Source organism: Halorientalis persicus (assembly GCF_900110215.1).
Lineage (GTDB): Archaea > Halobacteriota > Halobacteria > Halobacteriales > Haloarculaceae > Halorientalis > Halorientalis persica.
Window position 1 is genome coordinate 206,246 of the sequence record NZ_FOCX01000001.1, and the last position, 14,056, is coordinate 220,301.

15 protein-coding genes are annotated in these 14,056 nt (G+C 65.9%); 5 read left to right on the top strand and 10 right to left on the bottom strand.

What is annotated here, in order from left to right:
• Positions 1-65: 65 nt before the first annotated feature.
• Positions 66-713, bottom strand: coding sequence for an adenylate kinase (locus tag BMX17_RS01190; RefSeq protein ID WP_092656794.1), 648 nt, complete (start codon positions 711-713; stop codon positions 66-68).
• A gap of 96 nt (positions 714-809) precedes the next feature.
• On the opposite strand from BMX17_RS01190, the gene BMX17_RS01195 reads away from it, so the two are divergent.
• The 3 genes from BMX17_RS01195 to BMX17_RS01205 all read left to right on the top strand — a co-directional run bounded on the left by BMX17_RS01195 (position 810) and on the right by BMX17_RS01205 (position 3,625).
• The gene (locus tag BMX17_RS01195) at positions 810-1,178 is read left to right on the top strand and encodes a DUF7975 family protein (protein WP_092656796.1); all 369 of its coding nucleotides are present in this window, start codon (positions 810-812) and stop codon (positions 1,176-1,178) included.
• 88 nt (positions 1,179-1,266) lie between these two features.
• A complete protein-coding gene (locus BMX17_RS01200; protein WP_092656798.1) occupies positions 1,267-1,947 on the top strand; it encodes a potassium channel family protein in 681 nt (226 codons plus the stop codon).
• 1 nt (position 1,948) lies between these two features.
• Complete coding sequence (locus BMX17_RS01205; RefSeq protein WP_092656799.1) at positions 1,949-3,625, top strand: potassium transporter TrkG; 1,677 nt, start codon at positions 1,949-1,951, stop codon at positions 3,623-3,625.
• A 9-nt stretch (positions 3,626-3,634) separates the two neighbouring features.
• Here BMX17_RS01205 and BMX17_RS01210 read toward each other — a convergent pair whose 3' ends face one another.
• Together BMX17_RS01210 and trkA are read right to left on the bottom strand one after the other, a co-directional pair.
• Positions 3,635-5,224: a TrkH family potassium uptake protein gene (locus BMX17_RS01210; RefSeq protein ID WP_092656801.1), complete on the bottom strand. Its 1,590-nt coding sequence runs from the start codon at positions 5,222-5,224 to the stop codon at positions 3,635-3,637.
• Entirely contained in the window at positions 5,221-6,552 is a 1,332-nt protein-coding gene (trkA, locus tag BMX17_RS01215; RefSeq protein ID WP_092656803.1) for a Trk system potassium transporter TrkA, read from the bottom strand. The genes BMX17_RS01210 and trkA overlap by 4 nt, the downstream gene beginning before the upstream one ends.
• A gap of 195 nt (positions 6,553-6,747) precedes the next feature.
• On the opposite strand from trkA, the gene BMX17_RS01220 reads away from it, so the two are divergent.
• Positions 6,748-7,188 carry a universal stress protein gene (locus BMX17_RS01220; protein ID WP_092656805.1) on the top strand — a complete coding sequence of 147 codons (441 nt, stop codon included), beginning with the start codon at positions 6,748-6,750 and terminating at the stop codon, positions 7,186-7,188.
• Positions 7,185-9,425 carry an amino acid permease gene (locus BMX17_RS01225; RefSeq protein WP_092656807.1) on the top strand — a complete coding sequence of 747 codons (2,241 nt, stop codon included), beginning with the start codon at positions 7,185-7,187 and terminating at the stop codon, positions 9,423-9,425. The genes BMX17_RS01220 and BMX17_RS01225 overlap by 4 nt, the downstream gene beginning before the upstream one ends.
• On the opposite strand, the gene BMX17_RS01230 is transcribed toward BMX17_RS01225, so the two are convergent.
• The 7 genes from BMX17_RS01230 to BMX17_RS01260 all read right to left on the bottom strand — a co-directional run bounded on the left by BMX17_RS01230 (position 9,422) and on the right by BMX17_RS01260 (position 14,056).
• A complete protein-coding gene (locus BMX17_RS01230; protein ID WP_170845295.1) occupies positions 9,422-9,769 on the bottom strand; it encodes a DUF2304 family protein in 348 nt (115 codons plus the stop codon). The genes BMX17_RS01225 and BMX17_RS01230 overlap by 4 nt on opposite strands.
• Positions 9,711-10,301 carry an alkaline phosphatase family protein gene (locus BMX17_RS24950; protein WP_139203394.1) on the bottom strand — a complete coding sequence of 197 codons (591 nt, stop codon included), beginning with the start codon at positions 10,299-10,301 and terminating at the stop codon, positions 9,711-9,713. The genes BMX17_RS01230 and BMX17_RS24950 overlap by 59 nt, the downstream gene beginning before the upstream one ends.
• A 115-nt stretch (positions 10,302-10,416) precedes the next feature.
• Positions 10,417-11,892 (bottom strand): preprotein translocase subunit SecY, encoded by a 1,476-nt coding sequence (gene secY, locus BMX17_RS01240; protein ID WP_092656813.1) that lies wholly within the window; start codon positions 11,890-11,892, stop codon positions 10,417-10,419.
• A gap of 1 nt (position 11,893) precedes the next feature.
• Complete coding sequence (locus BMX17_RS01245) at positions 11,894-12,403, bottom strand: uL15m family ribosomal protein (protein ID WP_092656815.1); 510 nt, start codon at positions 12,401-12,403, stop codon at positions 11,894-11,896.
• Positions 12,404-12,405: 2 nt separating this feature from the next.
• Positions 12,406-12,870, bottom strand: a complete 465-nt coding sequence (rpmD, locus tag BMX17_RS01250) for a 50S ribosomal protein L30 (protein WP_092656817.1) — start codon at positions 12,868-12,870, stop codon at positions 12,406-12,408.
• The gene (locus BMX17_RS01255) at positions 12,870-13,502 is read right to left on the bottom strand and encodes a 30S ribosomal protein S5 (RefSeq protein WP_092656819.1); all 633 of its coding nucleotides are present in this window, start codon (positions 13,500-13,502) and stop codon (positions 12,870-12,872) included. The genes rpmD and BMX17_RS01255 overlap by 1 nt, the downstream gene beginning before the upstream one ends.
• Positions 13,499-14,056, bottom strand: a complete 558-nt coding sequence (locus tag BMX17_RS01260) for a 50S ribosomal protein L18 (RefSeq protein WP_092656821.1) — start codon at positions 14,054-14,056, stop codon at positions 13,499-13,501. Before BMX17_RS01260 ends, BMX17_RS01255 begins: the two co-directional genes overlap by 4 nt.

Here is a 14,056-nt window from a genome sequence, read left to right on the forward strand (position 1 = left end):
GGCACCACCGCTAATCAAGCTTTTACTCTCGATGCGGCGAAAACGGGATTTCGGAACCGATCCGATCAGACGCGCTCGTCGATGGCCGCCTCGATGGCCGCCCAGACCTCGTCGGGAGTCTGTTCGCCGTCGATCTCGACGAAGTCCTCACGGCCGCGGTAGTGGTCGATCACGGGCGCGGTGTTGTCTTCGAACACGTCCAGCCGGTTGTTCACCGACTCCTCGTTGTCGTCGTCGCGCTGGATCAACTCGCCGCCACACTCGTCACAGACGCCCTCCTCTTCGGGCTGGTCGAACTCGACGTGGTAGTTGGTGCCACAGTCGTCACAGACCCGGCGGCCGGTGAGCCGGTCGACGAGTTCGTCGCGGCTGACTTCCAGCGAGAGGATCACGTCGAGGTCGGTCATGTCCGCGAGTTCCTTGGCCTGATCCATGTTGCGCGGGTAGCCGTCCAGCACGTACCCGTCGGCACTCTGGAGGGCCTCCTCGACGATGGCGTTGACCACGGCGTCGGGCACCAGATCGCCCGCCTCCATGTACTCGCGGGGCGTGTCGTACTCGGTGTCCATGTCCGAGATGTCCATGTCCTTGTTCGACCGCAGGGCGTCGCCGGTGGTGACGTGTTCCACGTCGAACTGGTCGGCGATCCGACTGCTCTGTGTCCCCTTGCCTGCGCCCGGCGGGCCGAGAATCAGCACGTGTGCGTCTGCCATGTGACCGGCTTCTCCAGCCCGGGATTTGTACCTGACGTTCTCCGGCGACCGGCGACGAGCACGGTCGTTTTACCGCTGGCCCTCCTCGGTATGGTCATGACAGCCGACGGTGAGCGCGCAATCGAGCGTCGGACCCGGATCGCCGAGGCCATCACGGCCCACCGTCGGGCCGGGAGCCAGTCGCCAGTCCTCGTCGCCGTCGCCGCCGACGATCCGCCGTACGTCGAGTACTGCGACCGCGAGATCGTCGTCCGCGTCGACGACGCGCAACGAGACCGACTCGACGCCCTGCTCGCCGAGTTTCCGGTGTTCAAGATCGCCCAGCCGGCGACCAGAAAAGCACCCGACGGCGAGGTCCACGTCTCGGCCATCGCGGACCCGAAACACGCCGCCGACTTCCTCGATACCCTGTTTCTCGACGTATTCGACCGGCCCGACGACTACGACCTCCGAATCGAGGGTTGACAGGGTTCTACGGGTCCGTACGAGCCATCGCCGGACGACATAAATACAACGACAGATTTTCGACCGTCGGTTCTGAACACCGGACCAGATGTATATCGTCATCGTCGGTGCCGGTGACATCGGGACGCCCCTCATCGAGATCGCGACTGCGGGGGGCAACGAGGTCGTCGTCATCGAACGCGACGAGGGCCGGGCCGAACGCGCGGCTTCCCAGTACGACTGTCTCGTCATCCAGGACGACGCGACGGTCAAGGAGACCCTGGAGGAGGCCGGAGCCACACGGGCCGACGCCCTCATCAGCACGACCGATCAGGACGCCACGAACATCATGGTCTGTCTGCTGGCCCAGGAGTTGGAGGTCCCGGAAGTCGTCTCCGTCGTCCACAACCCCGAGCACATGAGTCTCTTCCGCCAGATCGGGGTCAACACGATGGAGAACCCCCAGCGGCTCATCGCCGAACACCTCTACCGGGCGGTCAAGCGCCCCTCCATCGTCGACTTCATGCGGATCGGCGAGCAGGCCGAGGTGTTCGAGATCACGGTGCAGCGCGGGGCTCCGATCGCCGGGCTGACGCTCTCGGAAGCCGCTGACGAGGGCTACATCGGCGGTGATATGCTGATCGTCGCCATCGAGCGCAACGGCGAGGGCGAGCCGATCACGCCGCGCGGGAACACGCAGATCGAGGTCGACGACCTGCTGACCGTGTACTCGGCGACCGGCGCGACGCCCGAGGTCACGGACGTGTTCGGTCACAAGGAAGACCATTGAGATGAGTCGACTGCGACCCGGAATCCCCGACGACCTGGCGACGATCGCCCGGGACATCGGCTCACTGCTGTTGATCGAGGCGGCGCTGATGACGATCACCGTCGCGATCGCGGTCGGGTTCGGCGAGTTTCGTGCGGCCTTCGCGATCTTCCTCGCCGCTGGCCTCACCGCCGGCGTCGGCGGGCTGGCCAACCGCGGGTTCGCCGAGGCCCCGGCCCCGAAGATGAAACACGGGATGGTCATCGCCGCCGGGGGCTGGTTCATGACCGCCGTGTTCGGCGCGCTACCCTTCTTCCTCACCGCGTGGCTGACGCCCCCGGCAGTGATGGACACCTTCGTCCCCGCGGCCGCGAACTGGGAGCCGGTCCGTGTGGGCGGCACTACGACCCTGTCGAGTCTCGCGTACTTCCGGAACCCGCTCCACGCGATGTTCGAGAGCATGAGTGGGTGGACGGGCAGCGGGCTCACCATGGCGATCCACGAGCCGTCGCTCCCCCGGGCGATCCAGTGGTGGCGCTCGTTCATCCAGTGGGTCGGCGGCGTCGGCGTGATCGTCCTGACGGTCTCGATCCTCGCCCGGCCCGGGAGCGGGAGCTACGCCCTCTATCAGAGCGAGGCACGCGAGGAGAAGATCCACCCGAGCGTCGTCTCGACGGTCCGGACGGTCTGGAAACTCGTGGTCGGCTACACACTGCTGTCGACGGTGCTCCTGTTCGCAGCCATCTCACTGAGCGAGAGCGAGTACGCCGCCTCGCTGTCGCTGTTCGAGACGGGCTGGCAGGCCCTGAACCACGCAATGACCGGGCTGACGACCGGGGGATTCAGCGTCACCGACAACTCCATCGGGACCTACGGCTCCCCGCTGGTCGAGTTCGTCCTCCTCCCCATCATGATCCTCGGTGCCATCGCGTTCCCGATCCACTACGTCGTCCTGCACGACCGCGATTTCCGCGAACTCGTCGCCGACCTCCAGACCCGGTGGCTGTTCGCGTTGCTCGGACTGGGCGTTGTCGTCCTCTCGGTCCAGAACGTCACGTCGGTCCGGATCGCGGCCGACGCGTTCACCGGCCCAGCGTTCCTGTCCGTCCCGTGGCTGGACGCGCCGTCGCTCGACGCCGTCCGTGACTCGACGTTCCAGTGGATCAGCGCGCTCACCTGTACCGGGTTCCAGTCGGCCCCGATCGGCCGCTGGCTCGCCGGCGGGAAGGTCCTCGTCGTCGGTGCGATGACGCTGGGCGGTGCCGCCGGGTCGACCGTCGGGGGCATCAAGATCGTCCGCGGCTACACCATCGCCCGGGGCATCATGTGGCAGTTCTCGCGGGTCTTCCTCCCGAAAAACGCCGTCGTGACGGCACGGATCGGCGACCGCCAGTTGGATCGCGAGGCGATGGAACGGGAGTTCAGCGAGGCCGCCATCGTCACGATCCTGTGGATTCTCCTGCTGATCGCCAGCAGCGTCGTCCTAGTGAACCTCGCCGGCCCCGACTTCGGCTACGCCGACGCGCTGTTCGAGGTGGCGAGCGCCCAGGGCAACGTCGGCCTCTCATCGGGCATCACGGGTCCGTCGATGCACCCCGTCGCCGAGGGAATGTTCGTCCTCAATATGTGGGTCGGCCGCCTGGAGATCATCCCGGTGCTGGTGTTCGTCCGCTCGGCGATCTACGGGTTGAACCCCTGAGGTCCCGGGTTAGGAGGACCAGTAGGCCTTCGTCAGCAAGACGAGGACGGGGAAGATTTCCAGCCGGCCGATCCACATCAGGAAGACCATGAACAGCTTCGAGGTCGCCGGGAAGTCGAGGTAGCTGTTCATCGGTCCGACGACGCCGAACCCGGGGCCGACGTTGCCGAGCGTCGCCGCGACGGCGCTCATCGCGTCGAACGCGGAGAGGTTGTCGAACACGCGTGTGGCGTCGACCAGCACGACGACCGTCGCGACGAGGAAGATAGCGATATAGAGGAGGGTAAAGGCGTAGATCCCCCGGAGCGCCCGCTCGTCGAGCGCGCGACCGCCGAGCCGGACGGGTCTGACCGCCTCCGGGTGGACGGTCGTGAACAGCTCCCGCCGGATCGACTTGAGGATCACCAGCCAGCGGACGATCTTGATCGCACCGCCGGTCGACCCCGCCGACCCGCCGACGAACATCGCGAACAGCAGCAGGTACTGCGCCGCGCCGCTCCAGGCGTTGAAGTCCATACTCGCGTATCCCGTCGTCGTCACGATGGAGACGACCTGGAAGGTCGCGTGTCGGAGCGCCGCCTCACCCTGACCCGCGAGCGGTCCGACGGCCTCCGTAACTGCTTCAGTCCCGGCCCCGGTGACGAGGAGTCCGGCGACGAGGGCCGTCAGCGCGGCCATGATTCCGAGGTAAAAGCGGAACTCGCCGTCTTCGAAGAGTGCGCCCGGTTCATCGGTCATCGCGCGCCACAACAGCGCGAAGTTCGTCCCGGCGACGACCATGAAGGGGATGATGACCCACTGGACGGCCGCCGAGAACGCCTCGATACTCCGGGCCTCCGGCGAGAACCCGCCGGTCGGCAGCGTCGTGAACGGGTGGGCGATGGCGTTGTACAGTCCCATATTCGGGGCCAGCGGCACGTCCAGCAAGATCCCGGCCCAGTGGAGTCCGTACAGCAGCACGAACAACAGGACGGTGAACCCAGCGTAGGCGATCCACAGCGCCCGCGCGGTCTCGGCGATCCGGGGCGTGAGCTTCTCGATGCCCGGTCCCGGGGCCTCCGCGTCCATCAGTTGTGCCCCACCCACTGAGAGTTCGGGGAGGATCGCGACCGCCAGGACGACGATCCCCATCCCGCCGAGCCACTGGGTTAGCTGTCGCCACATCAGGATCGCGTGGGAGTGGCGCTCGAAGCTGATCTCACCGACGACTGTCGCGCCCGTCGTGGTGAACCCCGACATCGTCTCGAACAGCGCGTTGACGGGGTTCCCGAGCGTCGACGCGGGCTCGTACGGCGCGAGGACGAACGGGATACCGTTGCCCGCGATGAGATACGGCAGTGTGCTGACGACGGGCACGAGCAACCAGGTCAACGCGACCATCAGGAATCCCTCGCGAGCCCCGAGATCTGGATCGGGGTCGAGTCGTTCGAGCGCGGTCCCGATGGCGACGACGACTGCGATGGTCACCAGAAACTCGGCGATCCCCTCGCCGTACCGCAGCGCAACGATCAGCGGCACCAGCAGCGGGACGGACAGGTACTTGATGACGGTCCCGACGAGACTCGTCGCCGCCCGCCAGTCGACACGGAGTCGGCTCACAGTTGTGAGTTCGCCTCCTCGATCACTTCGGCGTCGACGAACACGACCACGTGATCATCGATCTCGATGACGGTATCACCGCGCGGTTTGATCAGCTCGCCGTCCCGCGAGATCGCGCCGATGACGACCCCGTCCGGGAGGTCGGCGACCGACTCGCGGATTGGGCGGTCGACCAGTACACTCTCCGCGTCGACTTCGATCTCCAGCACTTCGGCGCGGTCGGACTCGATGATCGCGACGTTCTCCGCGCGTTGCTCGCGCGTAAACCGGGTGATCTCCTCGGCGGTCGCCTCGCGCGGGTTGACCGCCACGTCGATGCCGACTGCCTCGAACAGCGGGACGTACTCCCCGTTGTCCACGACTGCGATGGCCCGCGACGCGCCGAGCCGTTTGGCCAGCAGGCCCGATAACAGGCTCTTCTCGTCGGAATCCAGTGCCGTGACGACGGCGTCGGCCTCGTCGATGTTCTCGCGTTCGAGGAACTCGCGGTCGGTCGCGTCGCTCTCCAGAACCGTGCTTCCTGTCAGCTCCTCGGCCAGTTCCCGGGCACGGTCGGGATCTTGCTCGATCACTCGTGGCGTCAGCCCCTGTTGTTCGAGCAGGCGCGCGGTGTGGAAGCCGATGTCGCTCCCACCGATGATGAACACGTCGCTGAGCCCGTCGGCGTCGGGGACCAGCGCGCCCGCAAACTCCCGAACGCTGTCCGGACTGCCGATGACGACCACGTCGGAACCGGGTTCGATCACCGTGTCCCCACGCGGGATGACCACGTCGTCCTCGCCGAGGATCGCCGCGAACGTCAGCGACTCGAAGCGATCGGCCTCGCGGACGGTCTGGTTCGCGACGGGACTGTCTTCGGGGACGCCGAACTCGGCCATCTGGATACAGCCTTCGGCGAACGTCTCGGCGTCGCGGGCCGCCGGCAGCCCGATGACTCGCACCACCGTCTGAGCGGTCAGGAGGTTCGTTCCGACCATGTGGTCGACGCCGAAGGCCCCCGCGGCCTGTCGCCAGGTCCGGAGGAACTTCGTGTTTTTGACCCGTGCGATGGTGAAAACGTCGGCGACGGTCTTGGCAGTCCCGCTGACGACGATGTTCGTCTCGTCGTCGTCCGTGCTGGCGATCAGCATATCCGCGTCGGTGAGGCCGGCCTCCCGGAGCGTCGCCAGTTCGGCCCCGTCACCCTCGACGGCGAGCACGTCCACGTCGTAGGTGAGCGACTCGACGCGGTCCCGGTCCACGTCGATCACCACCACGTCGTGAAGCGGGGCGAGTTCCTCGGCGATTGTCGAGCCGACCTGGCCGGCACCGACGATAATTACGCGCACGACCGATCACCGGCAATCATTGCAGGCCCGTACCCACGGGCTACTCAAGAGAATTTCCCTTCCGCGAGGTCCGTCCTCGGCCGAAGGTACGAGAACTTAAGTCCGGTCCATTCGCAATCGCGCCCATGAAACGACGAGTCGGCTCTGGAATCGGGGGAACCGACCGACGAGACGAGTGTGCGGACAGGGTGACCGATGACTGACATCTTCGAGCGCGTCCTCCTGCCGGTGGCGAGCACGGAGGACGGTCGAACGACCGCGCAGGCCTTCGCCCCGTATGCAGCGGACAGCGACCACGTCGTCGCGGTCAACGTGATCGAGAAGGCCGGCGGCGCACCCGACAAGGCCTCCGTCGAGCAACGCGAGCAGGAAGCCGAGAAGATATTCGCCATCGTTCAGGAGGAACTCGGCGACGGTATCGAGACCGAAATTGCCTACGGCACCGACGTGGCCGAGACGATCTTCGAGGTGGCCGACGAGATGGAGGCGACGGCCATCGTCTTCACGCCGCGGGGCGGGAGCCGCTGGGTCCAGTTGCTCACCGGAGACGTGGCCCTCGACCTCATCACCGAGACGGATCGTCCCGTGATCGTCTTGCCGGACGACGACACGGCGACCGACGGAGGGGATGAATGAGCGACGAAGAACTCGCCAAGGACCTGGGGCCGCTTGCCGCCTTGACCATCGGGGTCGGGACGATGATCGGCGCGGGCATCTTCGTGTTGCCCGGTCAAGCGGCTGGCGTCGCGGGACCACTGGTCGCCGCGTCGTTCGTTGTCGGCGGTGTCATCTCGTTGTTCACCGCCCTCTCGGCCAGCGAACTCGGGACGGCCATGCCGAAGGCCGGTGGCAGTTATTACTACGTCAACCACGCGCTTGGTCCGCTCTTTGGGTCCGTAGCAGGGCTGGGGAACTGGATGGGGCTGGCGTTCGCCTCGGCGTTCTACATGATCGGGTTCGGCGGGTTCCTGATCGAACTCGTCGGCGTCCCAGGGGTGAATCTTGGCATCGTGGCGCTCTCGCCGACCCAGGTCGCAGCACTGGTCGCCGGCGTCGCGTTCGTCGGGGTCAACTACGTCGGGGCCAAAGAGACCGGCCGCCTCCAGAACATCATCGTCATCACGCTCGTCTCGATCCTGACGGTCTTCACGATCGTCGGCGCACTGAACGCCGATCTCTCGACGCTCACGCCGGTCGCCCCCTTCGGCTATGGCTCGCTGTTGCCCGGGACAGCGCTCGTGTTCGTCTCTTTCCTTGGGTTCGCGAAGATCACGACCGTCGCCGAGGAGATACGAAATCCCGGTCGAAACCTCCCGCTCGCGATCGTCGGCTCGGTCGTCATCGTGACCATCATGTACGCCATCATCATGGTGGTGCTGATGGGTGTCATCAACTGGGACATCCTCGCCGGGTCGGATACACCTGTTATAGACGTCGCGGAGGTCGCGTTCGGTAACACACTGGGGCTGGCCACGCTCGGCGGCGGCCTGATCCTCTTTGCGGGCCTGCTCGCGACAGCGTCCAGCGCCAACGCGTCGATCCTCGCGTCGTCGCGGATCAACTTCGCGATGGGGCGTGACAAGCTCGTGACGGCCTGGCTCAACCAGATTCACCCGCGGTTCGCCACTCCGTACCGGTCCATCGCCATCACGGGCGGACTCATCCTCCTTTTCATCGGTATCGGCGACATCAAGACCCTCGCGAAAGCCGGTAGCGTCCTCCACCTGATCGTCTATGGCCTGTTGAACCTCGCACTCATCGTGATGCGGGAAGCCAACGTCCCGGAGTACGATCCGGATTTCACCGTCCCGCTCTATCCGATCACACCGATTCTTGGCGCGTTTCTCTCCTTCGGCCTGATTGGGTTCATGGCCCCCCTCGAGATACTGCTCAGTCTCCTGTTCGTCGTCGGCGGCATCGTCTGGTATTTCGCCTACGCCCGGACGCGGGCCGACAAACAGGGCATCCTCGGCCAGTACATCCAGGCACGCTCCGAGGAGATGCCCGACTCCGCAGTCACAGCCGCCGACAGCGTCCAGCCCGACGGGGGCCAGTACAAGGTGATGGTCCCACTCGCGAACCCCGAACACGAGACCGACCTCATCACGCTGGCCAGCGCCGTCGCCAAACAGCGCGGCGGGAGCGTCCTGGCCACCCACATCGTCACCGTCCCCGATCAGACCTCGCTGTCCTACGGGGCCGAACACGTCGACGAACTCGACAGCCAGTCGGCCGACCTGCTGGCCGCCGCCGAGGCCGACGCCGAGACCTTCGACGTGCCCGTCGAGACCCAAACCATCATCTCACACCGCTCGTTCGAGGAGATCTTCACCGCCGCGGAGTCACACGAGGCCGATCTGGTCGTGATGGGCTGGGGCCCGGACGCCCACGGCTCGCCGGGCCGAGCCGAGTCCGCCATCGACGAACTCGCACAGGACCTACCCTGTGATTTCCTCGTCCTCAAGAACCGCGGGTTCGACCCGTCGCGCCTGCTCGTCCCCACCGCCGGCGGCCCGGACTCCGATCTGAGCGCCGCCATCGCGGGGACCCTGCAGGCCGAGTACGACTCCCACGTGACCCTGCTCCACGTCGCCGACGACGAGAGCGAGGGTCGGGCCTTCCTCGACGAGTGGGCGGGCAAACACGGCCTCGGCGACGCCGACCTCCGGGTCGAGACCGGCGACGTGGAGACGGCCATCGAGACCGCCGCCAGGGACGCGTCGCTGGTCATCATCGGCGCGACCGAGGAGGGTCTGCTCGAACGGCTCGTCCGTGGCTCGCTGGTCCTCGACGTGGTCGACGACGTGGAGTGCTCAGTATTGTTGGCCGAGAAGTCACGCGACCGCTCGCTGCTGGAGCGCCTGTTCGGCTAGCGGATCCAGGTCACGAATATCGTCCGCATCAACCCCAGCGCGTATCTGACCTTCGGCTTCTTGCCGTGTTCCCGTTCGGCGACCGCCAACTGCTGTTCGCAGAGCCGACCGATCACGTACAGCACGAGCGCCGTCAACAGTATGGTGGCCACCAGCGAGATGACCAGCGGCCGCCGCTCGATCTGCAGGACGTTCCCGAGCGCGTTGAACAGATCCGGCACGAGAGCGATTACCAGCGTGCCGAGCGCGATGGCCGTCGCCACGCCGAACTCGGTCTTGGAGAAACTACGCTGGTAGCGTCTGAACCCCCAGAGGAAGATCAGGAGGGCGACGACCACCAGCACCGCCGTCAGCGTCGGACTGTCGAGGCCAGTGGCCTGGAAGAGCGGCCGAATCGCCAACATACGTATGGGACCCGGATTTCGTGAGAACGGTTAAATGCGTTGTGCCTCGGACCGCAGACAGATCGTCCCTGGTCGCCTCCATCGGGTAGACCCGCCGGTACACCTGCCGGACGATGTCGTACGAGCCGAGGTACTCCCGGAGCCCGCTCCGGCGGTTCGACGCGGCGTTGCCCGACTCGGACAGATAGTTGTCGTAGTGGTCGAATCCGCTGTCGAACCCGAAGGCCGGGTCCGCCTGCGCAGTGGGCACGAGCCCGATGGTGGTGTAGCCCGCGTCGCTGAACGCCTCGACGATCGTGGGGCCGACGACGCGGGACTGGACCGACGCCCGCAACCGCGAGGACTGCACCGCCGCCAGGCTCGGTCGTGTGTAGTGACCCGCGGTCACATCGGTCAACACCTCGTGATCCGCGATGGCATCCACGAAGTCCCGCCGAACCGAGTCAACGGTCAGCAGTACGACATCAGGCATCCGTTGCCGGAGAACGCAGGACCCGAATAGTGGTCTTCCGTCTGGTGAACCCGACACGGCCGCCGCTGTGGGTCGAGATGTGAAAGAATGGAAACGACGTGTCGCCAGGCCGGTGTTACCCGAACATCTGGCGCATCATCGGGTGCATCTCCATGAGCTGTTCCTCGGCGATCTCCTCGTACAGCTTGTACGTGATGGAGACCGTCAGCAGCAGCCCGGTTCCGCCGACGCCCCCGATTGTGCCGAGCATATTGGCCATCACGGCCAGCAGGCCGACCAGCGCGCCACCGATGACGGTGACCTGGGGGATGTACCGCTCCAGGACCTTCTCGATGACGCCCGGGTTCTGTCGGAAGCCGGGGATCTGCATCCCGGAGCCGTGGATCTGCTGGGCCGTCGCTTCGGGGCCCATGTCGGTCGTCTCGACCCAGAACACCGCGAAGATCGCGCCGCCGACGACCATGAACGTCAGGTCGACGGTGACCCGGAGCGCGATCTGCCAGAGTTCGGCCGCTGCCGCACTCCCGGCAAGCTGGGGGATCCAGTCGCTCGGCGACTGGATGGGAGCCATGTAGTAGAACAGCCCGCCGGTCGGTTGGGACTGGGAGTACGTGCCGAGCCAGGCCGGCATCCCCGACCCGAGCTGTGCGTTCAGGATCCGCCCCAGGAACTGGAGGTTCGCCTGCAACGCACGCACGAGAATCATCGGCAGGACGCTCGCGTAGATCAGCTTCACCGGGAAGCGACCGCGTGCGCCCTTGACCCGTGCGTTCGACAGCGGAATCTCGACCCGCACCGACTCGGCGTAGACGACCACCACGAAGATAGTGACCGTCGTCACCAGCCTGATCAGGCCGAACTGCGGACTCATCAGCACCTGCTGGAGGCCCGCGCCGAACAGCGAGCCGATCGGTTGCTCACCGATCGCGATCAGGATCCAGGACGGGAAAAAGCCGACCTGTTCCGAGCCGATTCCGGGTAGCGCGAAGAAACCGCCGATGAGACGCTGGCTGACGCCGGCGACGATGAACAGGCCGACACCGGAGCCGACGCCCCACTTCGAGATGACCTCGTCCATGTAGAGGATGAGGATCCCGCCGAGGAAGATCTGGGCGAACAGCAGCAGCTTCACGCCGCCGAGCCCGATCCCGAGGCCCTGTGCGACCTGCGGGCTCGCCGGCAGGAAGTTGCCGGCGAAGACCATCGGCAGCCCCGTCAGGATACACATCAGGATCACCAGCAGCTTCTGGAGGCCCTGGTACAGCACCTGGTCACGGGGGTTGTTCTGGGTGTCCAGCCCCAGCAGGTCGGCACCGCCGAGCAACTGCAAGACGATGGATGCGGTGACGATCGGACCGATCCCCAACTGGAGGATCGTCCCCTGGCCGCCGGCGAGGATCGAGCGGAAGCGCCCGAAGATGTCGCCACCTTGCGTGCCCAGTCCGTACAGGTAGACGTTCGTCAGGAAGAAGTACAACACCAGCACGCCGGCTGTCCAGGCCAGCTTCCGTTTGAACGGAACGTGGCCCTCCGGTCGCTGGACCGAGGGCATGCGGGTGAGTACCGGTTCGGCGGTTTCTTTCCAGCCCATACTACGCGGACCCTTCTTCCTCGCTTGTATCCTTATCGGATTCGTCTTCGCGCTCGGCCTGCCGTTTCTCGCCGCGGTCGGTGAGCTCGGCGCTGCCACCGGCCGATTCGAGCAGTTCGCGTGCCGATTCCGAGAAGTCGTCCGCGACGACCGTCAGTTCGTTCCGAACCTGGCCGCCACCGAGGACCTTCACCGCGTCGACCTCGTGGCCGTCCTCGACGACGTCCCGGACGTCGATCCGGTAGCCGTCACCGTCTTCCTCGGCGACGCCGTCGGCCGCCAGCAGCGCGGCGTCCTCGTCGAGTTCACGGACGTCGATCTCCGCGATCTCCTCTTTGAGCTTCTGAGGTCGCTTGAATCCGGACTTGCCGAGCGGTTCGTAGTTGTGGAACTCGTGTTTGTCGCGACCGGCACGGCCACGGCCACCGCGGTGGCCCGCGCCACGACGGTTCTTGTGACTGCCGCCACCGTGCGTGCGTGTGCCGCGCTGTCGTTTCTTTTTGCTCGTCATTGTTATCGCATCGCTGTGAGGAGATCGTCGATCTCCTCGGTACTGTGTTTGCCGAGTTGTCCGCCCGTCACGGCCGGCCCCTTCAGCCCGTCGTGCCCGCCACGCGGCGGGTGCAGGCGGAGAACTGGTGCCAAGCCCTGCTCGCGCAGGGTCGTCTCCTCGGCGACCAGTGCGAAGGCCAGGCCCTCGACGGAGTCGTAATCGGTGTGCTCGTCGACCCACTCGTCGTCGATGTCGGCGTCACCCTCGAGGGGTTCGCCGCGGGTCTGCAGCAGCGTCTCGACGGTCTGCTGGCTGGGTTCGCCGTAGGCGACGTAGTCGTTGACCTTGTGAATCATCCCACGGTAGGCGTCCGTCTCGGGAATCAGCGTACAGTGGTTCACGTCGTGGACGTTCAGCATCTCCAGCGTGTCGCTCACGTCCTCGGCCATGTTCACGTCACCGCGAAGCTGAACGAGTGCCTGCATCACTCGATCACCTCTCGTTTCTCCATGGTCCGCTGGGGGACCCGGGCCTCGGCCGTGTTGCGAAGCGCGTTGAACGTCGCCTTCGCGAAGTTGACCGTGGTCCGCGTGTTCCCAGAGGAACGGGTCCAGATGTCTTCGATCCCGGCGAGTTCGAGGACGTGCCGGACGGTCTCCCCGCCCGCCAGTCCCAGCCCGCGCGGGGCCGGCTGGAGTTCGACCTCGACGCTGCCCGCCTTGCCGGTCGTCCGGAGCGCGACGGTGTGGGGTCGCCCACAGCCACACTCCCAGGACCCACAGCCACGGGACACGTCGATCAGGTTCAGCTTCCCGATGTCGATGGCCTTCTGGATCGCACCGCCGACCTGGTCGTCACGCCCCTCGGCGTAGCCGACGAGGCCGTCGCGGTTGCCCACGACGACGACACACCGGAACTTCACTCGGCGGCCGGAGTCGGTCATCCGCTGGACCATGTTGATGTCCAGCACTTCGTCTTCGAGGTCGGGGACCAGCTGGTCGACGACCTCCGGTTCCTTCAGCGGCAGGCCGGAGTTGAGGGCCTCCTGCATCGAGTCGATCTCGCCCTCCTGTACCTTCCGACCGAGCCGCGTGCGCGGTTCCCATCCGTTGCTCATAGTTCAGCCTCCATCAGTGTCTCTCGCACGTCGCTGAAGTGCGACGGCAGGTCCGTGGCGTCGAACTCCCCGGCGTACAGCGGCTCGTCGAGCTGTTCTGCGTACTCGGCGATGTGTTCGCCGCTGGTCCGCTCCCAGTCGGCGAGCACGCTGTCGTTGTGGGGGATCTCGAGCCCGGCGTCGATTGCACCTTCCTGTACTGCAAACACCTTACTGCCCGGCGTGGCGGTGTTGAGGCCGATGTCGAGCACGGCCTCCTCGAATCCGTTCGCGAGTGCGCGCTTGCCTGCCAGCAGTCCCGTGAGATAGGCGGCGGGCAGGTTCCCCGTGGGAGCCTCCCAGCCGAACTCCTCGAGATCGCTGGAGTGTGCGCTCGCGACCGTCTCGTCGCCCTGCGGGCCAGTGACGATCAGCTGCGCCGTAGTATGCTGGTTGCTCTTGCGAGCGACCAGCCGGGGTTTCCCGGATTTCAGCAGGCGCAACCTCTGATGGTAATCCGTTCGTGCCTCGCGGCGGCGCCGCATCGGCACTTTGTATCGTGGTCCTGTTGCCAT